The organism is Acidovorax sp. SUPP2825 (assembly GCF_030158995.1).
Lineage (GTDB): Bacteria > Pseudomonadota > Gammaproteobacteria > Burkholderiales > Burkholderiaceae_C > Paracidovorax.
The window spans coordinates 99,539-123,181 of the sequence record NZ_BQXK01000013.1 but is presented as its reverse complement, the minus strand read 5'-3'; the positions used below and the strand labels follow the sequence as shown (position 1 = coordinate 123,181).

The 23,643-nt window shown below is 64.8% G+C and carries 17 protein-coding genes and 1 other RNA gene; 5 read left to right on the top strand and 13 right to left on the bottom strand.

All coding sequences use genetic code 11. The features are described 5' to 3' along the window. Window positions 1–45 precede the first annotated feature (45 nt). The 10 genes from AVAK2825_RS17030 to gyrA all read right to left on the bottom strand — a co-directional run bounded on the left by AVAK2825_RS17030 (window position 46) and on the right by gyrA (window position 12,168). Window positions 46–384, bottom strand: a complete 339-nt coding sequence (locus AVAK2825_RS17030; RefSeq protein ID WP_284401039.1) for a ComEA family DNA-binding protein — start codon at window positions 382–384, stop codon at window positions 46–48. Continuing rightward, window positions 381–1,538, bottom strand: coding sequence for a lipopolysaccharide assembly protein LapB (gene lapB / locus AVAK2825_RS17025; protein WP_284401038.1), 1,158 nt, complete (start codon window positions 1,536–1,538; stop codon window positions 381–383). The genes AVAK2825_RS17030 and lapB overlap by 4 nt, the downstream gene beginning before the upstream one ends. After that, entirely contained in the window at window positions 1,528–1,848 is a 321-nt protein-coding gene (locus tag AVAK2825_RS17020) for a LapA family protein (RefSeq protein WP_272568882.1), read from the bottom strand. Before AVAK2825_RS17020 ends, lapB begins: the two co-directional genes overlap by 11 nt. A gap of 114 nt (window positions 1,849–1,962) precedes the next feature. Continuing rightward, a complete protein-coding gene (locus AVAK2825_RS17015) occupies window positions 1,963–2,292 on the bottom strand; it encodes an integration host factor subunit beta (protein WP_284401037.1) in 330 nt (109 codons plus the stop codon). A 103-nt stretch (window positions 2,293–2,395) separates the two neighbouring features. Continuing rightward, the gene (rpsA, locus tag AVAK2825_RS17010) at window positions 2,396–4,081 is read right to left on the bottom strand and encodes a 30S ribosomal protein S1 (protein ID WP_092739611.1); all 1,686 of its coding nucleotides are present in this window, start codon (window positions 4,079–4,081) and stop codon (window positions 2,396–2,398) included. 183 nt (window positions 4,082–4,264) lie between these two features. Then, complete coding sequence (locus AVAK2825_RS17005; protein WP_284401036.1) at window positions 4,265–6,283, bottom strand: bifunctional 3-phosphoshikimate 1-carboxyvinyltransferase/cytidylate kinase; 2,019 nt, start codon at window positions 6,281–6,283, stop codon at window positions 4,265–4,267. Then, a complete protein-coding gene (locus AVAK2825_RS17000; RefSeq protein WP_284401035.1) occupies window positions 6,283–7,170 on the bottom strand; it encodes a prephenate dehydrogenase in 888 nt (295 codons plus the stop codon). The genes AVAK2825_RS17005 and AVAK2825_RS17000 overlap by 1 nt, the downstream gene beginning before the upstream one ends. Before the next feature lie 11 nt (window positions 7,171–7,181). After that, window positions 7,182–8,279 carry a prephenate dehydratase gene (pheA, locus tag AVAK2825_RS16995; protein WP_272547924.1) on the bottom strand — a complete coding sequence of 366 codons (1,098 nt, stop codon included), beginning with the start codon at window positions 8,277–8,279 and terminating at the stop codon, window positions 7,182–7,184. Between the two features lie 38 nt (window positions 8,280–8,317). Continuing rightward, complete coding sequence (gene serC, locus AVAK2825_RS16990) at window positions 8,318–9,427, bottom strand: 3-phosphoserine/phosphohydroxythreonine transaminase (protein WP_284401034.1); 1,110 nt, start codon at window positions 9,425–9,427, stop codon at window positions 8,318–8,320. Window positions 9,428–9,528: 101 nt separating this feature from the next. Beyond that, the gene (gyrA, locus tag AVAK2825_RS16985) at window positions 9,529–12,168 is read right to left on the bottom strand and encodes a DNA gyrase subunit A (RefSeq protein WP_284401033.1); all 2,640 of its coding nucleotides are present in this window, start codon (window positions 12,166–12,168) and stop codon (window positions 9,529–9,531) included. A 224-nt stretch (window positions 12,169–12,392) separates the two neighbouring features. Here gyrA and ompA point away from each other — a divergent pair, with 224 nt between their 5' ends. From ompA to AVAK2825_RS16960, 5 genes are all read left to right on the top strand, one after another. Then, complete coding sequence (ompA, locus tag AVAK2825_RS16980) at window positions 12,393–13,058, top strand: outer membrane protein OmpA (protein WP_272568896.1); 666 nt, start codon at window positions 12,393–12,395, stop codon at window positions 13,056–13,058. 76 nt (window positions 13,059–13,134) lie between these two features. Further along, entirely contained in the window at window positions 13,135–13,848 is a 714-nt protein-coding gene (gene ubiG / locus AVAK2825_RS16975) for a bifunctional 2-polyprenyl-6-hydroxyphenol methylase/3-demethylubiquinol 3-O-methyltransferase UbiG (RefSeq protein WP_284401032.1), read from the top strand. After that, on the top strand, window positions 13,845–14,522 hold the full coding sequence (gene gph / locus AVAK2825_RS16970) for a phosphoglycolate phosphatase (protein ID WP_272568901.1): 678 nt from the start codon (window positions 13,845–13,847) through the stop codon (window positions 14,520–14,522). The genes ubiG and gph overlap by 4 nt, the downstream gene beginning before the upstream one ends. A 12-nt stretch (window positions 14,523–14,534) precedes the next feature. Then, window positions 14,535–14,913: a transfer-messenger RNA gene (ssrA, locus tag AVAK2825_RS16965) on the top strand. A 693-nt stretch (window positions 14,914–15,606) separates the two neighbouring features. Further along, window positions 15,607–16,125 (top strand): hypothetical protein, encoded by a 519-nt coding sequence (locus AVAK2825_RS16960; RefSeq protein ID WP_284401031.1) that lies wholly within the window; start codon window positions 15,607–15,609, stop codon window positions 16,123–16,125. Between the two features lie 199 nt (window positions 16,126–16,324). Here the strand turns inward: AVAK2825_RS16960 and AVAK2825_RS16955 are convergent, their stop codons facing one another. The 3 genes from AVAK2825_RS16955 to AVAK2825_RS16945 all read right to left on the bottom strand — a co-directional run bounded on the left by AVAK2825_RS16955 (window position 16,325) and on the right by AVAK2825_RS16945 (window position 23,410). Then, the gene (locus AVAK2825_RS16955) at window positions 16,325–17,257 is read right to left on the bottom strand and encodes a manganese catalase family protein (protein ID WP_284401030.1); all 933 of its coding nucleotides are present in this window, start codon (window positions 17,255–17,257) and stop codon (window positions 16,325–16,327) included. Between the two features lie 389 nt (window positions 17,258–17,646). Next, window positions 17,647–18,495: an NAD(+) synthase gene (gene nadE / locus AVAK2825_RS16950; RefSeq protein ID WP_284401027.1), complete on the bottom strand. Its 849-nt coding sequence runs from the start codon at window positions 18,493–18,495 to the stop codon at window positions 17,647–17,649. Between the two features lie 295 nt (window positions 18,496–18,790). Then, entirely contained in the window at window positions 18,791–23,410 is a 4,620-nt protein-coding gene (locus tag AVAK2825_RS16945; protein ID WP_284401026.1) for a PAS domain S-box protein, read from the bottom strand. Window positions 23,411–23,643 lie beyond the last annotated feature (233 nt).

Here is a 23,643-nt window from a genome sequence, read left to right as displayed (position 1 = left end):
AGCCCGGAGATTGGGCGTGCTGCGGGCTTGCAATCCGTTGGGTGTCTAACGCGATGCGCCCGCCATGGGCGGCGATGGGACGGCTGCGGCCGGCGCGCCGCCGAGCGAGGCACCGTTCACCGTGAGGCCTTCGCTGGACAGGCGCGCGGCGGAGGCCTTGCCCATGCCCGGGACGCGGCCGACGAGGTCCGGCCAGTTCTGGAACGGACCTTTCTCGCGCGCTTGGAGAATCCTGGCCGACAGCGCCGGGCCGATGCCTTTGACCCCGTCGAGGTCGGCGACGGACGCCGTGTTGACCTCCACTGCCGCCACGGCGGCGGCGCAGTGAGCGGCTGCGGCCAAGGCCATGGCGATCAGCAGGGTCTTGGTACCCCTCAGCCTCATAGCTCTTCCACCCGCCGGGCGGGGTAGCTGTCCCAGGTCTGGCAGCCGGGGCACTGCCAAAAATGCTGTCGTGCCTCGAAGCCGCAGGCCGCGCAGCGGTAGCGGGTGAGCGGCTTGGTCGCCTGGTCCAGCGCCTTTTGCACCTGGGGATGGAACTGCTCGTGCTCCAGTGTTTCCTGCGCCAGCCACTTCGCGGCCGCCACCAGCGAGGGCTCTTTGTCCAGATGGCGCACGTACCACTGCGGCCCGGGCCGTGACGCGTCGCCCGAGGCGGCGTCCATCGACACGATGGCCTCCAGCATGTCCAGCGACGGCGCCCGCTCGTAATGGCCCAGCAGCAACTGGTAGGTTTCCTCGGCGCGCTGGGTGGCTGCGCCCACTTCGACCAGCAACGGGGCGGCCAGGGGCAGGGCGCCGGGCGATTCGCGCGACAGTTCCAGCAGCGTGGAAAACGCCTGTTCCGGCCGGCCGCAGCGGTGGTGCAGGCGGGCCAGTTCGATGCGCGGGCGGGGGGCGTGGGGCGCGGCGGCCACGGCCTCTTCGAACTGCGCCTGCGCGGCTTCCTGGTCGCCTTGCGCGGCCCGTGCGATGGCCTGTTCGCACAGGTAGTGGGCCTGCCGCGTGCTGAAGTCGCCCTGGTGCGATCCGTGCATCTTGCGGGCGATGGCCGCCGCCTGCGGCCAGTCGCGCGAGCGTTCGTAGATGGCGAGCAGGGCCAGGCGCGACTGGCTCTCGAACGGCGTGTTCTCCAGTCGCCGCAGGGCATCCTCGGCGCGGTCGAGCAGGCCGGCCTTGAGGAAGTCCAGGGCCAGCGCATGCTGTGCCCGGTCGCGGTCGGTGCGGCTCAGGTCGCCGCGCGACAGCAAGTGCTCGTGCACGCGGACCGCGCGGTTGTACTCGCCCCGGCGGCGAAAGAGGTTGCCCAGCGCGAAATGCAATTCGGACGTGTCCGGATCGTTCTGCACCGCCTCGATGAACGCATCGATCGCCTGGTCCTGCTGCTCGTTGAGCAGGAAGTTCAGGCCTTTGAAATAGGCCTTGGGCGCGCGGCGGTTCTCCTCGCGCAGTTGCCTCAGGTCGAAGCGGGAGGCGAACCACCCCAGCACGAACGCCAGCGGCAGACCCAGCAGCAGCCAGCTGAAATCAAATTCCATGGATGGAGGGCGGTTGTTGTTGCAGGTCCGGCACGGCTGGGGCCGCGACCGGTGCGGGGGCCGGGGCTTCAGCCGGCAACGCGGCCTGTGCGCGCCGGGCGGCGCTGCGGTGCTTCCACCAGCGGGGCACCATGCCCAGCACGCCCACGACGACCCCGGCCGCGAAGGCCGTCAGCACGACGAGCACCAGGGGGGCGCTCCAGTGCGTGCCGAAAAAGAAGTGCACGGTGGCGTCTTGCTGGTTGTTCAGTGCAAAAGCGAACAGGGTAAAAAAAATGGCTGCCTTGAGCAGCCACAGGAGGTATTTCATGCGTCTCCCCGGTGGTGTGGGGGCATTCTACGGGCACGCCGTGGCGCGTCTGCCATCTGCGCCGATACCCGTGCCACGGGCTCCTGGCGCTTGACAGCCAAGCGCAGGTAGCTATCAATTTTGATGTTTTTGCGCCGGTGCATCGACGATGCCCATTTCGACCGTGCGCTGGTCTACGGCTTCGCGCAGGGCCTTGCCGGGCTTGAAGTGGGGCACTCGCTTTTCCGGGATCGCCACGGCTTCGCCGCTGCGGGGATTGCGGCCCATGCGGGGCGGGCGGCGGTTGACCGAAAAGCTGCCGAAACCCCGGATCTCGATGCGGTGGCCGCGCACCAATGCGTCGCCCACGGCGTCCAGAATGGTCTTGACGGCGTATTCGGCATCGCGCTGGGTGAGCTGGCTGAACCGTGCCGCCAGTTCTTCAACGAGGTCTGATCGGGTCATGGAATCCTAGTCTTTGCAACCTGGGAAACAGAACAAAAAGAAGCGGGCGCACGAGGCGCCCGCCATTCACAACCGCCGAAGCGGTCGTTGCCTGACTCTCGGATTACTTGTCCGAGTTGTCCAGCTTGGCGCGCAGCAGGGCGCCCAGGCTGGTCGTGCCGGCGCTTTCGCGGCTCGATTGCTGGCTCAGGTTGGCCATGGCGCCTTGCTCGTCGGCCATGTCCTTTTGCTTGATCGACAGCTGGATGTTGCGGGTCTTGCGATCCACGTTCACCACCACGGCCGTGACTTCGTCGCCTTCCTTGAGCACATTGCGGGCATCTTCCACGCGGTCGCGGGAGATTTCCGAAGCGCGCAGGTAACCGATGATGTCTTCGCCGAGGTCGATTTCAGCGCCACGGGCGTCCACGGTCTTGACCTTGCCGGTCACCGTCTGGCCCTTGTCGTTCACCGTCACGAAGGTGGTGAATGGGTCGCCGTCGAGCTGCTTGATGCCCAGCGAGATGCGTTCGCGGTCCACATCCACGGCCAGCACGATCGCTTCGACTTCCTGGCCCTTCTTGTAGTTGCGAACGGCGGCTTCGCCGGTTTCGTTCCACGACAGGTCGGACAGGTGCACCAGACCGTCGATGCCGGCAGCCAGGCCCACGAACACGCCGAAGTCGGTGATCGACTTGATCGGGCCCTTGACGCGGTCGCCGCGCTTGGTGTTCTGTGCGAACTCTTGCCATGGGTTGGCCTTGCACTGCTTCATGCCCAGGCTGATGCGGCGCTTGTCTTCGTCGATCTCGAGGACCATGACTTCGACTTCGTCACCCAGCGACACGAGCTTGGAAGGAGCGATGTTCTTGTTGGTCCAGTCCATTTCGGAGACGTGCACCAGGCCTTCGATGCCGGGTTCCAGTTCCACGAATGCGCCGTAGTCGGCAATGTTCGTGACCTTGCCGAACAGGCGGGTGCCCGAAGGATAGCGGCGCGAAACGCCCATCCATGGATCGTCGCCCATTTGCTTGAGGCCCAGGGACACGCGGTTCTTTTCGGTGTCGAACTTGAGGATCTTGGCCGTGATTTCCTGACCGGCCGTGACCACTTCCGAAGGATGGCGAACGCGGCGCCATGCCATGTCGGTGATGTGCAGCAGGCCGTCGATGCCGCCCAGGTCCACGAACGCACCGTATTCGGTGATGTTCTTGACCACGCCCTGGACGATGGAGCCTTCCTTGAGGGTTTCCATCAGCTTGGCGCGCTCTTCGCCCATGGAGGCTTCCACCACCGCGCGGCGCGACAGCACCACGTTGTTGCGCTTGCGGTCGAGCTTGATGACCTTGAATTCCAGGGTCTTGTTTTCGTAAGGCGTCAGGTCCTTGATCGGACGCGTGTCGATCAGCGAACCTGGCAGGAAGGCGCGGATGCCGTTGACCAGCACCGTGAGGCCACCCTTGACCTTGCCGCTGGTCGTGCCGGTGACGAATTCGCCGGATTCCAGGGCCTTTTCCAGCGCCAGCCAGGAGGCCAGGCGCTTGGCGGTGTCACGCGACAGGATGGTGTCGCCGTAACCGTTTTCGATCGAGCCGATGGCCACGGAGACGAAATCGCCCACCTGGACTTCGACTTCGCCCTTATCGTTCTTGAACTCTTCCAGGGGCACGTAGGCTTCGGACTTGAGGCCGGCGTTCACCACGACGAAGTTGTGTTCCACGCGCACGACTTCGGCGGTGATCACTTCGCCCGGACGCATTTCGGTGCGTGTCAAGGACTCTTCGAAAAGGGCGGCAAAAGATTCAGACATGTATTTCCTAAAGCCGCAAACAGGGTTCCGACAGCACCATCGCCATCGTTTTTAGAGCTGCCTGCGGAGGTTTTTTGCGGCAAAACCGCGGTTAGGTTGGAGAACCGCACGGTCTGGGCACTGGGTGCCTGTGGGGCCGGGCGGGCCTGTCCGGGGCGTGAGCCTCGGGTTGCAACCCCGTGCCTAGGTGGCGAAGGGCTGTCGTTCCTGCCACCAGGCAAGTACTTGCTCGACAGCCGCATCGACCGTGAGCGAAGAGTTGTCCAGAACCAGGGCATCCTGCGCCGGCTTCAAGGGCGCAACGCTGCGGGAACTGTCTCGGGCGTCGCGCGCCTCCAAATCGGCGCGAAGGTCTGCGATGCTAGCCGAAATCCCCTTTGAAATCAACTGTTTATGCCGGCGTTCGGCCCGGCATGCCGCGCTGGCGGTCAAGTAGACCTTTAATGCCGCCTGGGGAAATATCACGGTGCCCATGTCGCGCCCGTCCGCCACCAGCCCCGGAAGCCGCCGGAAGCTGTGCTGCAGGGCCACCAGGGCCTCCCGTACGGCGGGCAGTGCGGAGACGCGCGACGCATTCATGCCCGCTTCTTCGGTGCGGATGGTATCGGTCACATCGTCGGCGCCGAGCCAGATCCGCCCGCCTTCGAAACGCACGGGCAGTCCGCGTGCGAGCGTCGCAATGCGCGGCTCGTGCGCCGCATCGATCTGCAGGCCCGCCCGCAAGGCCGCCAACGCCGCGATGCGGTACATGGCGCCCGAGTCCAGAAACCGGTAGCCCAGCCGCTGCGCCACGGCGGCAGCCACGGTGCCCTTGCCGGATGCGGTCGGGCCGTCGATGCAGATCACCGGAATGCGTTCCGTGGGGGTGTGCGTGACGGAAAACAGCGCCTCGAAATAATCCGGAAACGTCTTGGCCACGCACTTGGGGTCTTGGATGCGAACGGGCAGCGCCGCCGGATTGAAGGCCGCCAGTGAAAAGCACATGGCCACGCGGTGGTCATCGTAGGTGTGGATGCTGCCGGCCCGCCAGCCGGCAGGCGCAGCCGGGGGCGTGACGCGCAGGAAGGCCGCGCCTTCTTCCACCGTGGCGCCGAGTTTGCGCAGCTCGGTCGCCATGGCGGTCAGGCGGTCGGTTTCCTTGACGCGCCAGCTGGCGATGTTGCGCAGCGTGGTCGTGCCTTCGGCATAGAGGGCCATGACGGCCAGCGTCATGGCGGCGTCGGGAATGTGGTTGCAGTCCAGGTCGATGGCCTTGAGCGGCCATGCGCCGCGGCGGATCTTCAGCCAGTTGGGCCCGCCCGTGACCTGTGCGCCCATGGCCTGCGCGGCCTCGATGAAGCGGATATCCCCCTGGATGGAGTCTTGCCCCACGCCCAGGATCTGCACGCCGTCGTCCTGCTCGGCAACGCCGGCGATGGCGCCCAGCGCAATGAAATAGCTGGCCGAAGACGCGTCGGCCTCGACGTGGATGCTCCCGGGCGAACGGTATCGGCTGCCGGCCGGGATGGTGAACCGCTGCCACTGGTCATGCTGCACATCGATGCCGAACCGCGACAGCAACTGCAGCGTGATGTGGATGTAGGGCCGGGAAATCAGCTCGCCCACCACCTCGATCACCACGTCTTGCTGGACCGCGACCAGCGGCAGGGCCATCAGCAGGGCGGTGAGGAACTGGCTCGACACGTCCCCGCGCACGGGAATGGGCCTGGACAGCGATAGCGGCGGCACGCCTTGGGCGTGTGCGATGCGCAGGGGCGGAAACCCTTCGTTGCCCAGGTAGTCAATGCGGCAGCCGAGCTGGCGCAGCGCATCCACAAGGTCACCGATGGGCCGTTCGTGCATGCGCGGCACGCCGGACAACTCGAACTCGCCGCCCAGCAGTGCCAGCGCGGCCGTCAGCGGGCGCATCGCCGTGCCGGCATTGCCCAGGAAGAGGGCGGCCGGGGCGTTGGCGGGTTGTGTACCCAGCCCCGTGATGCGCACGCTGGCGCCTTGTTCGTCCACCGTGCAACCCAGTTGACGCAGCGCATCGAGCATGACCCGGGTGTCATCGGATGCCAGCAGGTCGTGGATTTCGGTGGTGCCTTCGCTCAGTGCCGCCAGCAGCAAAACACGGTTGGAAATGCTTTTGGAGCCCGGAAGCTGGATGGCGCCACCCGCCGTGGCCAGGGGCGGGAGGTCGAGAAACTCGGTGCTGAACATCAGGAATTGGGGGTGGGTGTGCGCTGCGCGCCCATGCGCCAGTGCGCGCGGGTTTCGCTGGCCAGGGTGATCAGGTCTTCCAGTGCCTGGGAGTTGCCCTGCTGCATGGTCTGCTCCAACTGTTGCAACGCCTGCTGGAAGAGCTGCGACTGCGCCAGCAGCTCTTCGCGGTTGGACAGCAGAATGTCGCGCCACACCTTGGGGTCGCTGGCCGCGATGCGGGTGAAATCGCGAAAGCCCGGTCCTGCCAGGGACAGGAACAGGTCGCCATGGTCTTGCGCCGTGATGCTGTTCATCATGGCGAAGGCCAGCAGGTGCGGCAGGTGGCTCACGGACGCGAAGGCGGCGTCATGCGATTCGGGCGACATGCTTTGCACCCGGCAACCCAGCGTGCGCCACACTTCTTCGGCCTTTTGCAGATGGGCGGTCAAGGTGCGCTCGGTCGGCGTGAGGATGACCTGGCGCCCGCTGTACAGCTCGGCTTCCGCGTATTCCACGCCGGACACTTCGCGCCCGGTGATCGGGTGGGCCGGAACGAAGGAGCCGACCTGGTCGCGGAGGGCGCGGCGTGCGGCCTGCACCACATCGGCCTTGGTCGAGCCCACGTCCATGATCAGCATCTGCGGTGTGACGAGGTGCTTGATGGCCTTGAGTGTGGCCTCGGTCGCGGCCACGGGGACGGCCACGAGCACGATGTCGGCGCCCGCCACGGCGAGCAAGGCGGACGGTGCCTCGACATCGATCACGCCCATCTGGCGGGCGCGGTCGGTGGTGGACGGCGACTTGCTGTACCCGACCACGCGCTTGACGAGGCCGGCCTTTTTCATGGCCAGGGCGAACGACCCTCCCATCAGGCCGCAGCCGATCAACCCCAGCTGTTCAAACATGGCGGGCCCGCTCATGGCGCGACCGGGTAGGTGCCCAGCACCTTGTAGAACGCGCACAGCGCACGCAGTTCTTCGAGGGCCCGTGCCACATGGGGCAGGGACGGGTGGCCGTCGAGGTCGATGTAGAAGTAATACTCCCACTGGCCCGTGCGGGCCGGCCGGGATTCGAATCGGGTCATCGACACGCCGTGGGTCTTGAGCGGCACCAGCAGATCGTGGACCGCGCCGGGACGGTTGGGCACCGAGATGACCAGGCTGGTGCAGTCCTTGCTGGACGGCGGTGGCGTCTGCAGCGTGTGCGGCAGGCAGATGATGGCGAACCGGGTGCGGTTGTAGGCATCGTCCTGAATGGCATGCGCGACCAAGTGCAGGCCGAATTGCGTGGCGGCACGTTCGCTCGCAATGCCCGCCCACGCCGGATTGGTGGCGGCCAGCCGGGCCCCTTCCGCATTGCTGGACACTGGGCGGCGTTCCGCGTGGGGCAGGTGCTTGGAGAGCCATCCCTGGCATTGCGCCAGCGCCTGCGGGTGTGCCAGCACCGCTTCGATGCCTTCGAGCGAATCGGACTGCCGCATCAGGTTGTGGCGCACCAGCAGGCTCACTTCGCCGACCACGTGGCAAGGCGTGTGCAGGAACAGATCGAGCGACCGGGTCACCACGCCCTCGACCGAATTTTCCACGCCGACCACGCCGTACTGCGCGCTGCCCGCCGCCGTGGCGTGGAACACTTCGTCGAAATTGGCGCAGTACATGAGGTCGGCCGCGCCCCCGAAGAACTCCACGGCCGCCTGCTCGCAGAAGGTGCCGGCCGGGCCGAGCACGGCCACCCGCTGCGGGGACTCGAGTGCCAGGCAGGCGGACATGATCTCGCGCCAGATGGCTGCGACATGCGGCCCCTTCAATGGGCCGGGATTGGCGGTCTGGATCTTCTCGATGACCTGGGCCACCCGGTCGGGACGGAAGAAGGGCGTGCCTTCGCGCTTCTTGATCTCGCCCACCCGTTCGGCGACCAGGGCGCGCTGGTTCAGCAGCGTGAGCAACTGCTGGTCGATGTTGTCGATTTGGACGCGCAGGCTGGCGAGGTCCGGAGAGGCTTGCGGGATGGTCATGAAAGGTGTGGGGGCGTTTTCTCTGGACTGTCAGGGCTTCAGGCGTGTTTGCGCTCAAATTCTCGCATGTAGGCCACCAGGGCCTCGACGCCCGACAGGGGCATGGCGTTGTACAGGCTGGCGCGCATGCCGCCCACCGATTTGTGCCCCTTGAGCTGCAGCAGGCCGCGTTCCTTGGCGCCTGCCAGGAAGGCATCGTTGCGCGATTCGTCGCGCAGGAAGAACGGAATGTTCATGCGGGACCGGGCGTTCTCCGACACCTTGTTCACATAGAACTGCGACTGGTCGATGGTGTCGTACAGCAGCCGGGCCTTTGCGATGTTCCGCTGCTCCAGCGCCGCAATGCCCGTCAGTTCGCCCTCGCGTTGGCGCTTGAGCCACTGGAACGTCAGGCCGGCCACGTAGATGCCCCAGGTGGGCGGGGTGTTGAACATGGACTGGTTGTCCGCCACGATCTTGTAGTCGAAAGCGCTGGGGCAGGCGGGCAGGGCGTGGCCCAGCAGATCCTCCCGCACCACCACCAGCGTGAGGCCGGCGGGGCCCAGGTTCTTCTGCGCTCCACCGAACGCCAGGCCCACGCGCGACCAATCCACGGCGCGCGATGCCACGTGGGAGGAAAAATCGATGACCAGGGGCGCATCGCTGCCCAGCGCCTTCAGGTCGGGCAGTTCGTGGAATTCAATGCCGTGGATGGTCTCGTTGCTGCACAGGTGCAGGTAGCTCGCGCCGCGGCTCAGCTCCCAGCTGGCTGGCTCGGGCAGCGTCGTGAATTGGCTGGGCTCGCCAGATGCGGCCAAGTGCACTTCCGCTGCATATTTGCGGGCTTCCTTCACCGACTTCTGACTCCAGCTGCCGGTGACGACCATGTCCACCGTCGCTGCGCGCGAGAGGTTCAGCGGCACGATGGCGTTCTCAGCCAGACCGCCACCCTGCATGAACAGGATCTTGAACTGCGAAGGCACCGCCAGCAACTCACGCAGGTCGGCTTCGGCCTGTTCGTAGATCGACAAGAACTCCTTGCCGCGGTGGCTCATCTCCATGACGCCCATGCCGCTTCCGTGCCAGTCCAGCATTTCGGCAGCCGCTTGCTGCAGGACTTCGGCGGGAATGGCGGCCGGGCCGGCGGAGAAGTTGTACGGGCGATTCATGGTTTCAAGTGAAAGAGGGCTTCAGCGCATATGGATCTAGGGCTGATTGCTATGGTTGTGATAGCAAAGCGTCCTTCGGAGCGCTTTGCTTGGGGCATGGATCAGGCTTCTGCGGGCGGCGTGCCACCTTCTTCATCGGCGTCGATGTCCGGCACATTGGCATCGTTTTCCACGATGCGTTGCAGGCCGCTCAACTGCGAGCCTTCGTCCAGCGCGATCAGCGTCACGCCTTGGGTGGCGCGGCCAAGCTCGCGGATCTCCGACACCCGGGTGCGAACCAGCACACCCTTGTCGGTGATCAGCATGATCTCGTCATCGGCGTGGACCAGCGTGGCCGCCACGACCTTGCCGTTGCGCTCGCTCTGCTGGATCGCGATCATTCCCTTGGTGCCCCGGCCATGGCGCGTGTATTCGACGATGCTGGTGCGCTTGCCGTAGCCGTTCGCGGTGGCGGTGAGCACGCTCTGGGTCTCATCTTCGGCCACCAGCATGGCGATCACGCTCTGCCCGTCTTCCAGCATCATGCCGCGCACGCCACGTGCCTGGCGGCCCAGGGGGCGCACGTCGTTTTCGTCGAAACGCACCGCCTTGCCGCCATCGCTGAACAGCATGACGTCGTGCGCACCGTCGGTGAGCGCCGCGCCGATCAGGTAGTCGCCATCGTCCAGGTTGACGGCGATGATTCCGCCCTTGCGGGGGTTGCTGAATTCATCGAGCGCCGTCTTCTTCACGGTGCCCATGCTCGTGGCCATGAACACGTAGCGATCGGCCGGGAACGTCCGCATGTCGCCGGTCAGCGGCAGAACCACATTGATCTTTTCGCCTTCTTGCAGCGGGAACATGTTGACGATCGGGCGGCCGCGCGAGCCGCGGGAGCCGGCCGGCACTTCCCAGACCTTGAGCCAGTAGAGGCGACCGCGGTTGGAAAAGCACAGGATGTAGTCGTGCGTGTTGGCGATGAAGAGCTGGTCGATCCAGTCGTCTTCCTTGGTCGCCGTCGCCTGCTTGCCCCGCCCGCCGCGTTTTTGCGCCCGGTATTCGGACAGCGGCTGGCTCTTGATGTAGCCCGTGTGGCTGAGCGTGACCACCATGTCAGTGGGTGTGATCAGGTCTTCGGTGGACAGGTCTTGGGCGCTGTATTCGACCACGCTGCGCCGCGCCCCGAGCTTGTGCTGGCCGAACTCCTGCTTGATGGACGTCAGCTCTTCGCCAATGATGACGGAGACGCGTTCTGGCTTGGACAGAATGTCCAGTAGGTCTTCGATCACGGCCATCACGTCCCGGTACTCGGAAACGATCTTGTCCTGCTCCAGGCCGGTCAGGCGTTGCAGGCGCATCTGCAGGATTTCCTGCGCCTGGGTGTCGGACAGCCGGTACAGGCCATCCTGGCCCATTCCGTATTCACGTTCCAGCCCTTCAGGGCGGTAGTCGTCCGCATTCACGATGCCGCCGTCGGCCCGGGTGCGCGTCAGCATCTCGCGCACCAGTTTGCTGTCCCACGAGCGGGTCATCAGTTCCGCCTTGGCCACGGGGGGCGTCGGCGACTCGCGAATGATCCGGATGAAGTCGTCGATGTTGGCCAGCGCCACCGCCAGGCCTTCCAGCACATGGCCGCGTTCGCGTGCCTTGCGCAGTTCGAAGACCGTGCGGCGCGTCACCACCTCGCGGCGGTGCTGCAGGAAGACGCTGACCAGTTCCTTCAGATTGCAAAGGCGCGGCTGCCCGTTCACCAGGGCCACCATGTTCATGCCGAACGTGTCCTGCAGCTGCGTTTGCTTGTACAGGTTGTTCAGCACCACCTCGGGCACTTCGCCGCGCTTGAGCTCGACCACCAGGCGCATGCCCGACTTGTCGGACTCGTCCTGAATGTGGCTGATGCCTTCGATCTTCTTCTCGTGCACCAGCTCGGCCATCCGCTCCTGCAGCGTCTTTTTGTTGACCTGGTACGGCAGCTCGTCCACGATGATGGCTTGGCGCTGGCCGCGGTCGATGTCCTCGAAGTGGCAGCGCGCACGCATGACCACCTTGCCGCGGCCCGTGCGGTAGCCGTCCTTCACCCCGTTGATGCCGTAGATGATGCCGGCCGTGGGGAAATCGGGCGCCGGAATGATCTCCATCAGATCGTCGATGGATGCGTCGGGGTGGTGCAGCAGGTGCAGGCAACCGTCCACCACTTCATTGAGGTTGTGCGGGGGGATGTTGGTGGCCATGCCCACGGCGATACCGCCGGAGCCGTTGACCAGCAGATTGGGCATCTTGCTGGGAAGAACCAGCGGCTCTCTCTCGCTGCCGTCGTAATTGGGGCCGAAGTCGACGGTTTCCTTGTCGATGTCCGCCAGCATTTCATGGGCGATCTTCGCCAGGCGGATTTCGGTGTACCGCATGGCGGCCGCGTTGTCGCCATCAACGGAACCGAAGTTGCCCTGGCCATCGACGAGCAGATGGCGCATGGAGAAGTCTTGCGCCATGCGCACAATCGTGTCGTACACCGATTGATCGCCGTGCGGGTGGTATTTACCGATCACGTCGCCCACGATACGGGCGGACTTCTTGTAGGGCCGGTTCCAATCGTTGTTGAGTTCGTGCATTGCGAACAGCACGCGCCGGTGTACCGGCTTGAGGCCGTCGCGCGCATCGGGCAGCGCGCGACCCACAATTACGCTCATCGCGTAATCGAGATAACTTCGCCGCATTTCCTCTTCAAGGCTGATGGGCAGGGTTTCTTTGGCGAACTGTGTCATGGAGAACTGCGTGGACGGCGGAGGAGGGCCATTCTAGGCGGAACGTCTTGTCGCAAGTGCGCAACACATCAGGGGTAAAGCGCTTTTGTCCTACCGTGCGCGCCCCGTCTGCAACCACTTTGCGTTGTTACGTATGGCACAATCATTTCAACGTTTTTAGTGATGGTCACTGATGACGTCCATATTCGCAGCGCGGCTGCGGCTTTTTCCCCAAGAGGAGAACCATGAAGAAACTGAACAAAGTGGCGATGTTGTTGGCCTCTGCTGTGCTTGCTACCTCGGCTGGCGCTCAAGTCAAAGCAGCCGACGGCGGCAAGGTTGTTGACAACTGGCAGAACGGTACCGGCGAACTGGTGTGGAAGAACGGCACGAACGAACTGTGCTGGCGCGATGCCAACTGGACCCCTGCTACCGCTGCTGTCGGTTGTGATGGTGCTCTGGTTGCTCAGGCTCCTGCTTCTACCCCTGCCGCTGCTGCTCCTGCACCTGCTGCAACGCCCGCTCCTGCAGCGCCTCCTGCTCCCGCAGTGGCCAGCAAGGTGACGTACGCTGCCGATGCGTTCTTCGACTTTGACAAGTCCGTGCTCAAGCCAGAAGGCAAGGCCAAGCTGGATGATCTGGTCTCCAAGGTCAAGAGCGTGAACCTGGAAGTCATTATCGCCGTGGGTCACACCGACTCCGTCGGTACCGATGCCTACAACCAGAAGCTGTCGGTTCGCCGCGCTGAAGCTGTGAAGGCTTATCTGGTGTCGAAGGGCATCGAAAAGAACCGCGTTTACACTGAAGGCAAGGGCGAAAAGCAACCTGTCGCCGACAACAAGACCAAGGAAGGCCGTGCGAAGAACCGTCGCGTGGAAATCGAAGTGGTCGGTACCCGCGCTTCTAACTGATTTCCGAATCAGTCACGAAAAAGCCCCGGAAACGGGGCTTTTTTTATGGGCCATCTCTTTTGGAGCACCTACCCACATGAGCGATCACATTAATGCCGATCCAGCAGAGCTGGCCAAATTTTCCGCACTCGCCCACCGCTGGTGGGATCCGGAAAGTGAATTTCGCCCATTGCATCAGATTAATCCGTTGCGCCTGGAATGGATCAATGGCATATCGCGTTTGGAAGGGCAGCAGGTGCTGGATGTGGGATGTGGTGGCGGCATCCTCTCGGATTCGATGGCCAGAAAAGGCGCACAGGTAACGGGCATCGATCTGGCCAGCAAATCATTGCGCATCGCGCAACTGCATGCCTTGGAAACCGGGACACCCCATGTGCAATACCGTGAAATCAGCGTGGAGGACTTGGCTGCGGAAGTGCCTGGCACGTTCGATACCGTCACCTGCATGGAAATGCTGGAGCACGTGCCGGACCCCGCCTCGGTGATTCAGGCGTGCGCGCGTCTGGTCAAGCCCGGCGGCTGGGTCTTTTTCTCCACCATCAATCGCAATGCCAAGGCGTTCATGCTGGCAGTCGTCGGCGCCGAATACATTTTGGGCATGCTGCCCAAAGGCACGCACGAGTATGCAAAATTCATCAAGCCCAGCGAATTGGCGTCCGCCAGTCGGCTGGCGGGCCTCGATATCGTTCACAGCCGGGGACTGGAGTACAACCCGCTGACCAAACGCTATTGGCTGAGTGCCGACACTTCGGTCAATTACATGCTCGCTGCACGCCGCGCCGCCGTATGAGTTCACCCGTCTTTACCCATGTTCGTGCCGTCTTGTTCGACCTCGACGGCACATTGATCGATAGTGCTCCCGACCTGGGTGCTGCCGCCGACAAATTGCGAACGGACCGTGGCTTGCCGTCTCTGCCTGCCGAGCGGTATCGGCCCATGGCAGGGGCCGGAGCCAGGGGCATGTTGTCCGTGGCATTCGATATGGACACGGCCCATCCCGACTTTCCTGCATTCCGGGAAGAGTTCTTCGTCAACTACGAGGCCTGCATTCAGCAGCGCACGAAAGTGTTCGATGGCGTGGAGGCATTGATCGCCGAGTTGACCCGGCGTGGCATGCCCTGGGGCATCGTCACCAATAAGGCGGCACGATTCACGGACGTCTTGGTGGCGGCCACGCCGCTGTTCAGCAGCGCTGGAGCGGTGATCAGTGGCGACACCACCGCGCACAGCAAACCACATCCTGAGCCCCTGCTCGAAGCCGCCAGACGCCTGGACATCGAGCCAGCGCATTGCATTTACGTCGGCGACGATGAGCGCGACATCGTCGCGGGCCTTGCGGCTGGCATGCACACCGTGGCCGCTTTATACGGCTACCTCGGTACGCAGACCGCGGTGCACGAGTGGGGCGCACAGGCCGCAATTAAATCTCCGCTCGAGGTCTTGCAATTGATCTCTGCGCCTTAAAATACGAGGCTTGGGGCTGCCCTGGTTTCGACGTGGGTTCGGAATCGGTGTGGTGCATGTCGAGCTTGAGTGGCGCTCGTAAATCTGCATTCAAAAAACTAACTGCAAACGACGAACGTTTCGCACTCGCCGCTTAAACATCGGTGAGCCTTGCAACAGCATGCTAGCGGGCTGGGCAAGGGGGTCGTAAGACCTCCCGGCTGCAAGGTTATTCACGCTGGCTGGTTCCGTGCCGGGTACCTTGGCATGGAGCGAGATCCAAGGGTACTGGTGACCCACGTAGCGTGCGACTGCGCGACGTGGGCCATGAGAATCAAAACAGACCGCTAAACATGTAGATCTGCCCGAAGAAGGCTTGCGGACGCGGGTTCAATTCCCGCCAGCTCCACCACTCAAGACACCGCCACACTCTGACAACGTCAGGCTGTGGCGGTTTTTTCTTGCCCTAGCGCTTCGCGGAGTGCTGCGTCCGTCGCGCCGAAATCGCCGTCGAGTCGCACTTGCCGATTCCTGCCGTTGCTTGGCACTTCATCATTGAGTGTGGCGGTGGCCACCATGGCCCGCATCGACTCCAGGGCCTTGCATCTAAAACCGGTTTTTCCTCGGCATCGCGGCCTGTAGCGCCACTGCGGCATGAGCGCTGCAGTCCTACACCTGCGCCGAACGGTGGTTCGCAAACTGATTCCTCCTTGGAAAAGAAATTCATGCAAACCACCAGACCAGCCGGTATTTCAAACACCGCCAACGCGGCACCTGCCATGACGCGCATTGCTACAGGAACGCAGTGCTGCCAAGTTGCGGTTATCGACATGTCGGAGGTGAAGCCATGGTGAACTAGGTCAATGTCCCGGACGGCAAGCCGCGCAAGACCTCGATCATCCCAGCCCGGCATTGGTCGAAACAGATCCCGCAATGCAGCGCATGCCGCAGAAACGGCCTGCATCGCAAAAGGAGGGGAAGAGGGCGATGTTGCTGCGGACTCCGGCAAGCCATCAGACCCCCTTCGAAATGGCTAGCCGGACGGCCCTCCGTGCTCCGCCGCCCCTTCATTTATCCCGCCGTGGTCTCTGGAAGGAAATCTCTCATGAACACCCGCAGCCCTGATGCCTTTCCCTTCCCGACGTCTGAAAGCCATCCTTCTCCTGCGCCCGAAGGCACTGCTCCGGCGTTGAGAGCGACAGCCGATCCGGCACACACGGAGCCGGCTCTCGACCATGGGATCGAGGAGTCGTTTCCTGCCAGCGATCCGTTGTCGATCGCTGTGACCCAGGTTCACGTTCTACCGCCATTGGATTTGCAATCCCTGCCGCATGCTCAGAAAAGGCAGGAGACAACGGCACGCTCCGTGATGAGCGTGGGGCTGATGGCAGGGACTTTGGCCAGCTTCGCATCGACAGTGGTGCTCGCATGGTGGGGGCGCCATGAGGTGGGCACTACCGGCACGGTGGGTCGTTGGGTCGAACCGGCCGATGGCACTCCACGCCTTGGCGATCACCGCTCCCAGCGGTCCATGGCAACGATCTGTGCGACTTTCGCGGCGGGTCTTGCCGTGGGCTGTGCCGTGGCGCGCCGAGGTCAATGCAGCCGTCGAGAAAACGCATAGATGGCGATCGGAGCACGTGCGCGGTCATGACCGCCACCGTGCACCATCACGCTAACTTGATGATCGGCGCGATGGCTTTCGCGCTGCAGGATGCCATTGACTGCGCGTGCGAACCAAAAGCCACCCGGCGCTTGCCCCCGGGCTGCGGAAAGTACCTCATCGGGACATCACCACGGCCGCGGGAACGCGCTCAGGCGCATTAGTCTTCGAGCGTTTTCGGTACGTTGCGCAAACCGCCCGCATCACCCACAGGTTCCAGATCTTCTCCCATGCCCAGTTCTGCACCCGTGGTGGGATCGATGTCGGGCTGCGATGCCGTGCGTTCGGCCATCTGCTCCACGGCGGGCGCTTCCAGCTCGTTCAGGGTCACGGTCGCCAGGCCATCGCCGCCATCCACCGCTTCCGCGCCCTGGGGCAGGGGAACGACGTTCCAGCGGTCCCCTTCGTTCCATGCGCCCCGCACTTCGGGCTCTCCCTGCGAGGTGCGAAAGTACACGCTGGTGAAGCGCGGATTGCCTGGCAGCTTGCCGGGAGGGAAGTTCGGTTCGATGGCATAGAGCGCTTTTTCAAACGACTTCTGGTGGGCGATCTCGCGCGTCATGAGGAAAGTCAGCGCGTCCTTCACGCCCGGGTCGTCCGTGAGATTGATGAGGCGTTCGTACACGATCTTCGCGCGGGATTCGGCTGCGATGTTCGACCGCAGGTCGGCGGTGGGCTCGCCGATGGTGTCGATGTAGGCAGCGGTCCAGGGCACGCCTGCCGAATTGATCAACGCCGGGCCACCCCCGTACAGCACCTGGGTGAGGTGGCTGTCGTTCCCTGCGCCGGTGATGGAGCGGTAGAGGTCGCCTTCCTTTTCAACGCCTTCCGCCAGCCGGCCATTGGCGCCCTTGTTGAGCATGCCCACGATGGTGCCGATGATCTCCAGATGGCTCAGTTCCTCGGTGGCGATGTCGAAGAGCATGTCCTTGCGGCCGGGGTCGTCCTCGCCCAGTGCCTGGGTGAAATAGCGGCAGGCTGCGGCGAGTTCGCCCTGGGGTCCGCCGAACTGCTCCAGCAGCAGGTTGGCGAGGCCGGGATTGGTTTCGCTGATTCGTACGGTGTACTGCAGCCGCTTGTTATGAGAAAACATGAATGCTCCTTGTGGGGTTGAGCCAGCGGGTTCACCGACAGGCGACGCCATGCGGCGTCGATGGGGTCAGGGCAAGCGGTGTGCCGCAGGAGCGGGCCCGGGCCGATGGCATTGCAGAGCGGTGGTGTGGGCGAGCAGATCCCCTGCATCTGCGCTGTCCCGCGTTGCTGGTGGAGGCTCCGCGGAACACGCCATGCACCCTGTGAGGCCCATGGCTCGAGCCACCCGCGCCAGTGCCGGTGACGCTTGGCAGTGCATTCAGCCATCGCCACCGGCAGGCTCTGTGGCAGGAGAGCAATTGCTTGCGAGGTGCCGCGCGGTAACTTTTGCAGCGGTTTTTTCTGTTCCCTCGGTAGCGAACGGCCGCTGTCTGGGGAAGTAAAGCCTGTCTAGAGCCCAGGCCGAGCGATGGCCGGCGCCACGGCAGCGTGGCGCTTGTTGGCGCTGGCGAGGTAGGTGTGCACGATGATGCGCTCGGCCTCGCGGTCGACGGGCAGGCCTTCGAGAAAATCGTCGATGGCTTCGTAGCTCACACCGAATGCGTCTTCGTCGGGCCGCTGCGGTGCCAGCGTTTCCAGATCGGCCGTGGGCACTTTCATCACCAGATCTCGGGGCGCGCCCAACGCGAAGCCCACCGCGCGCACGCGGCGCTTGTTCAGGCCCGCCAGCGGGAGCACGTCGGCCGCTCCATCGCCATGCTTGGTGAAAAATCCCATCAGCGCCTCGGCGGCATGATCGGTGCCGATGACCAGCCCGGCCGTGGCGCCCGCCACTGCGTATTGCGCCACCATGCGGGCCCGCGCCTTGATGTTGCCGACCAGGAAGTCTTGCGACGTGGCATCGCCCAGGTCCACGCCGGCAGCGATCAGCGCCTGCTGCATGGCATCGACCGATGCGCGGATGTCGACGGTGCGCACCTCATCGGGCGCGATGAAGTCGAGGCACCTTGCGGCCTCGGCCTCGTCCCGCTGCTGGCCATACGGCAGCCGCATGGCGATGAAACGGGCGCTTTCTCCGGAGGCTCGCCGGCGGGCCACGGCCCGCTGTGCCAGGCAGCCGGCAACGAGCGAATCCACGCCGCCGCTGATTCCGAGCACGTAGGTCCGTCGCCCGGTGCGGGAAAGGTACTGGGCCAGGAAATCGACACGGCGCTCCAGCTCGGCCTCCACATCGAACTCGCGCACCACCGACAGGGATTCCAGAATCTGTGATTGGCTGGGTCTTTCGCTCATGTGCATTCGCTCCTCAAGGATGGGTGGTGGTTGGGCGGGGGCGGCGCGGCGCGGACGTCGCCAGTCCGCAAAAGGACCATTGGGCGGCCAAGCGGTCGGGCGCGGGTCTCGGAGGGTGCCGGCATGCCGCTGCACGTTGCCCGACAGGGGATAGGAGCACGTGGGGGGGGGCACGGTCCGACAGAGCGGCCCACCCCCAATCCATTTCGGATGCCACCGAAGCACCATGGGTCAAAAAGGCCTCTGCCGCAATAAGTACTATGGCATTGTGCTATAAAAAATATAGCAAATGGTTGAGGGCTCAGCGCAATGCCTTGCCTCGCTGGCGGGCCTCGATGAGCGCCACGAGTTTCTGGACCTCCACGGGCTTGACCATGTGGGCGTCGAAACCTGCCTCGGCGGCTGCGTTGCGGTCCGCCTCCTGGCCCCAGCCGGTCAGCGCGATCAGTTGCACGTCCTCACCGCCCGGCAGGGCACGCATCTGGCGTGCCACCTCGTGCCCGCTCATGCCTGGCATGCCGATGTCGAGCACGGCCACGTCCGGCATGGCCTGGCGGGCAGCCTCGAGCGCTGCGGGGCCGTCGGAACAGGTGCTCACCTCGCAGCCGGAGATCTGCAGCAGGGTGGCAATGCTCCAGGCCGCATCGGCGTTGTCGTCGGCCACCAGCACCTTGGGCGCCGTGGTGGACAGTTTGCGCAGCGGGGCGGGCGGCTCGGGCTCCGGCAGAGGGGCGAGGGGCTCGGCCTGCGCCAGCGGCAGACGCACGGTGAAGGTGCTGCCCTGGCCGGGGCCCGAGCTGCTGCCCTCCACCAGGCCGCCGTGCAGTTCCACGATGCTGCGCACGAGCGCCAGGCCGATGCCCAGGCCCCGCGTGCCGGGCAGGTCGGAAGTTTCCTGCACGAACATGCCGAACATGCTGTGGATGTTGCCCGCTTCCATGCCGATGCCGTTGTCCGTCACGGCGATCACGGCGGTGCGCTGGTCCACGTGGGCCCGTATCCCGATGTGCCCGCCCTGCGGGGTGTATTTGGCGGCATTGGCCAGCAGGTTGGACAGCACCTGGCTGAGCCGCACCGGGTCCGCATCGAGCACCACCGGCGTGTGCGGCAGCACCACCTCCAGCCGGTGCGCGCCTGCTTCGATGGCGGGCTTCGTGGTTTCGATGGCCATGTCCACCACCTCGGACAGCAGGATGCGGCGGCGGTGCAGGGTCAGGCGTCCCAGCCGCAGGCGAGAGACGTCCAGCAGGTCGTCCAGCAGCGTCTTCATGGCGGCGGATTGCCGGTCCAGGATGTTGGACGACTGCGCCCGCTCCCGGTCGCTCAGCTGCCCCGACTGCAGCGCTTCGGCGGCATTGCGGATGGAGGCGAGGGGGTTGCGCAGCTCGTGCGACAGCACGGCCAGGAACCGGTCCTTGGCGGCGTCGGCGGCTTCCAGCGCCGAGTGCGCGGCTTCTTTCTGCCGCAGGGCCTCGACCAGTTCGGCCCGGCTGGTTTCCAGGTCTTCCTGGGCCTGGCGGGCACGGCTCTGGTCGCGCAGGATCTTGACGAAGCCGACCACGGCGCCATCGTCGAGCATCGGCATCAACACCCCGCTGGCCCAGAAGGTGCTGCCATCCTTGCGGCGGTGCAGGCGGTCGTCCATGGCGCGGCCATCGGTCAGCGCCTGGCGCACCTCGATCTGCGGCGCGCCCAGGGCACGGTCTTCGTCGGTGAAGATGATGTCGGCGGGCTGCCCGAGCACCTCGGCCTCGGGGTAGCCGAGCAGGCGCTCGGCGCCCACGTTCCAGCGGGTCACGCGCATCTGCGGATCGGTGGAGAAGATGGCGAACTCGACCGCGTTCTCCACGATGAGCCGCAGTTGCTCCTCGCTGCGGCTGAGGGCTTCTTCCGCCCGTTTGCGCTCCGTCACGTCGGTGCACATCACCAGCGCGGCGTCGGCTCGGCCTTGCACGTTCGACAGGCGGCTCACGTTGTTGAAGGTCCAGATCACCGAGCCGTCCTTGCGCAAGCAGCGCTTTTCGACCTGGAAGGGCTCGCCGTGGCGGGCGAGCTTGTCGAACAGCCGCGCGCTCTCGGCCCGGTCGTCGGGGTGGACGAGATCGAGCATCGACATGCCCACGATTTCGGCCTCGGAGTAGCCCAGCAGCTCGCGGTAGCTGCGGTTGGTGAATTCGATGCGCCCGTCCAGCGACACCTCCATCACCCCGGCCGTCGCCTGGCTGACGATGAGGCTGAATCGGTCCTGCGAGACACGCAAGGCCTCCTGGCTGTGTTTGCGCTCGGTGATGTCCACGAAGGTGAGCACCACCCCGGCAATGCGGTCGTCCAGCGTGCGGTAGGGCAGGGCCCTGACCAGGAACCACTGGCCGCCGCCCTTGCCGACCTCGCGCTCCATCGGCACCAGCCGCTCCAGCACGCGGCGGGCATCGGAGGTCATTTCCGGGTAGTCGAGGTGGGTCGCCAGGTCGGACAGCGGGCGTCCGATGTCGGTGGGAATCAGCTTGAACAGCGTGATCGCCGAGGGCGTGAAGCGGGTGATGCACAGATCGCGGTCCAGGAACACCGTCGCGATCGCGGTGGCGTCCATCAGGTTGTGCATGTCGCTGTTGGAGTGGCCGAGTTCATCGACCTTGCTCTTGAGCTCGTGGTTGACGGTGGTCAGCTCTTCGTTGATCGACTGCAGTTCTTCGCGGCTGGTTTCGAGTTCCTCGGTGGCCGAGCGCAGCTCTTCGTTCATGGCCTGCAATTCTTCGTTGCTCGCCTTGAGTTCCTCGGTGGAGACCTCGTACTGCTCGACCGTGTCGCGCAGGTGCAGTTTCATGCGCTCGAGTTCTTGCTCCAGGTGCTGCGCCAGGGGCTCGGAGACCGCCATGGGGCGCACCGGCATGGGCAGCAGCGGCTGCAGCGCCGACGCGGGCTGAATGATCACCAGATAAAAGCCCGGCGCCTCGTGGAACGGGACGATGCGGACCACCAGCACCATTTCGCCGCCGGCATGGGTGAAGGCCAAAGGCGGGGTCTCCACGGCCGTCTTGCGCTGCGCTGCCTGGTAGAGCGCCGCGCGCACTTCGATGCGCAGGTCTTCGTGGATGGCGCGCAGCAGGTTGCGGCTGGGCTCGCCGCCCTGAAAGCGCAGGAACTCGCCGGCATTGGGCGACAGGTGCACGATGTCGTGGCCGGCATCGATCAGCACGGAGGGCGGCGCGATCTTCTCCAGCAGCCGGAAATGCAGCTCGCCCCAGTTGTGGCTTCGGCCCTCGAGAGGCGGCAGATCGCGCGAGGCCGGGGGCGTCGAGGTAAAGGCCGGGCCGGCCAGCACCGGGCCGGACCGCGCGGCATGCTGCGCCTCCATGGCGAGCGAGACGGTGCCGGGCGCGGAGTGCCCCGGCATGCCCGAGCGCGAGGCGGGGCGGTGGCTGTAAATGCGGTGCTTTTTGTCGAGCACGGCAAACAGGGGGCTGTTGTCTTCGACGGATTCCGACGAGCCCAGAAACATCAGCCCGCGGGGCTTGAGCGAGAAATGGAAGGTGTCGAACACGCGGTGCTGGGCGTTGCGGTTCAGGTAGATCAGCAGGTTGCGGCAGGTGACGAGGTCGAGCCGCGAGAACGGCGAATCCTTGAGCACGTCATGCACCGCGAACAGCACCATTTCGCGAATTTCGCGGCGCAGCCGATAGCCGCGGTGCTCCTTCACGAAATACCGGCGCAGCCGCTCTTCCGATACATCGGCCTCGATGGTCGTGGGATAGAGCCCCTCGCGGGCGATGCCGATGGCCTCGTCGTCCAGGTCGCTGGCGAAGACCTGGATCACCGGCGCCGCATCCACCTTGCGGGCGTATTCGCTGAGCAAGATGGCGATGGAGTAGGCCTCCTCGCCCGTTGCGCAGGCCGCCACCCACACGCGCAGCGAATCCCCTGGTCCCTTGCCGGCGAACAGCGCCCCGATGTGCGCCTCCAGCACACTGAAGCATTCGCCGTCGCGAAAAAAGTTGGTCACGCTGATGAGCAGATCCTGCAGCAGCGCCCCGGCTTCGCCGGGTCGCGTGCGCAGGCAATCCAGATAGCCCGGCAGGTCGGCGATGCCGTTGACCTGCATGCGACGGCCGATGCGCCGCAGGATGGTGGCCCGCTTGTAGTGGGCGAAGTCCCGGCCGGTCCGCGTTCGCAGGAAGATCAGCACGTCGCGCAGGGCTGCTTCCGTGGCCATGCCATGGGGAATCGGGTTTTCCATGGGCGGGGGTCCCTTCTCCGAAGGCAGCTTCAGGCGGTGCTCGAGCCGGTAGTACTCCAGCAGCCGACCGGGCATGGCCGCCGCGGGCAGCGTCCAGTCCACCATGCCGGTGGCCAGCGCCGAGCGGGGCATGCTGCTGTGCTCCGCCTCGTCCGGGTCCTGGGCGATGGTGAGACCGCCGCGCTCCTTGATGCGCTTGATGCCGATGGCACCGTCGCCATCCATGCCCGACAGCACGATGGCCGTGGCATGCGGCCCATGGGTGTCTGCCAGCATGCGAAAGAACAGGTCCACGGTCACTTGGCCATGGCGCGGGCTCGGCAGATCGGCCAACTGCAGAAAGCCGTCATAGGTGCGCAAGACCTTGCCCGGCGGGATGACGTAGACGGTGTTGACCTGGACCTTGCAGGTCTCGCGCACCTGCAGCACCCGCAGGGAGGTGGAGCGCTGCAGGATATCTGCCAGCTCGCTGTCGTGGTCGGGCGACAGGTGCAGGATCACGACGAAAGCCAGTCCGGGGTCTTCGGGCATGGACTGCAGAAAGGTCTGCAGGGCCGGGATGCTGCCCGCCGAACCCCCCAGACCGATCAGCGGCAGCATGTGATAGGCCCGCGCCGGCGCCACGCTGTCCAGCGCCTCTCCCACATGCTCTTCGGCTTCGTCGGGGGTGGTCAGCGAGTCATCCATGTTGGCGTCTTTCTAATGAATACCGATTATTGATCGTGGGCCTTGGCGGTCGAAGGCGTGGTCTGGCAGGCGATGGCGGAAAGCATGCATGGGGCCCTTTCGGAGCCGTGTCCGGGTGGGGCGTTTCCGGCGATGGGACGGGAGGCGCTGCGCTGGGGGATGGGGGCGGACTGCCGGAGCGGGCAATGGCGTGCACGCCCAGTGTGCCTGGCACGTGGCGGGTTCAGGATTCA

What these genes read in the sequence shown, in the direction of transcription:
- pheA (WP_272547924.1), bottom strand. Translation starts at nt 8,279, where the DNA reads ATGACCATCCCGCAAGCCTCTCCGGACCTCGCCAGCCTGCGCGTCCAA.
- AVAK2825_RS17030 (WP_284401039.1), bottom strand. Translation starts at nt 384, where the DNA reads ATGAGGCTGAGGGGTACCAAGACCCTGCTGATCGCCATGGCCTTGGCC.
- AVAK2825_RS17000 (WP_284401035.1), bottom strand. Translation starts at nt 7,170, where the DNA reads ATGTTTGAACAGCTGGGGTTGATCGGCTGCGGCCTGATGGGAGGGTCG.
- AVAK2825_RS16955 (WP_284401030.1), bottom strand. Translation starts at nt 17,257, where the DNA reads ATGTTTTCTCATAACAAGCGGCTGCAGTACACCGTACGAATCAGCGAA.
- rpsA (WP_092739611.1), bottom strand. Translation starts at nt 4,081, where the DNA reads ATGTCTGAATCTTTTGCCGCCCTTTTCGAAGAGTCCTTGACACGCACC.
- gph (WP_272568901.1), top strand. Translation starts at nt 13,845, where the DNA reads ATGAGTTCACCCGTCTTTACCCATGTTCGTGCCGTCTTGTTCGACCTC.
- nadE (WP_284401027.1), bottom strand. Translation starts at nt 18,495, where the DNA reads ATGCACATGAGCGAAAGACCCAGCCAATCACAGATTCTGGAATCCCTG.
- ubiG (WP_284401032.1), top strand. Translation starts at nt 13,135, where the DNA reads ATGAGCGATCACATTAATGCCGATCCAGCAGAGCTGGCCAAATTTTCC.
- ompA (WP_272568896.1), top strand. Translation starts at nt 12,393, where the DNA reads ATGAAGAAACTGAACAAAGTGGCGATGTTGTTGGCCTCTGCTGTGCTT.
- AVAK2825_RS17015 (WP_284401037.1), bottom strand. Translation starts at nt 2,292, where the DNA reads ATGACCCGATCAGACCTCGTTGAAGAACTGGCGGCACGGTTCAGCCAG.
- AVAK2825_RS16960 (WP_284401031.1), top strand. Translation starts at nt 15,607, where the DNA reads ATGAACACCCGCAGCCCTGATGCCTTTCCCTTCCCGACGTCTGAAAGC.
- serC (WP_284401034.1), bottom strand. Translation starts at nt 9,427, where the DNA reads ATGAATCGCCCGTACAACTTCTCCGCCGGCCCGGCCGCCATTCCCGCC.
- gyrA (WP_284401033.1), bottom strand. Translation starts at nt 12,168, where the DNA reads ATGACACAGTTCGCCAAAGAAACCCTGCCCATCAGCCTTGAAGAGGAA.
- lapB (WP_284401038.1), bottom strand. Translation starts at nt 1,538, where the DNA reads ATGGAATTTGATTTCAGCTGGCTGCTGCTGGGTCTGCCGCTGGCGTTC.
- AVAK2825_RS17005 (WP_284401036.1), bottom strand. Translation starts at nt 6,283, where the DNA reads ATGTTCAGCACCGAGTTTCTCGACCTCCCGCCCCTGGCCACGGCGGGT.
- AVAK2825_RS16945 (WP_284401026.1), bottom strand. Translation starts at nt 23,410, where the DNA reads ATGGATGACTCGCTGACCACCCCCGACGAAGCCGAAGAGCATGTGGGA.
- AVAK2825_RS17020 (WP_272568882.1), bottom strand. Translation starts at nt 1,848, where the DNA reads ATGAAATACCTCCTGTGGCTGCTCAAGGCAGCCATTTTTTTTACCCTG.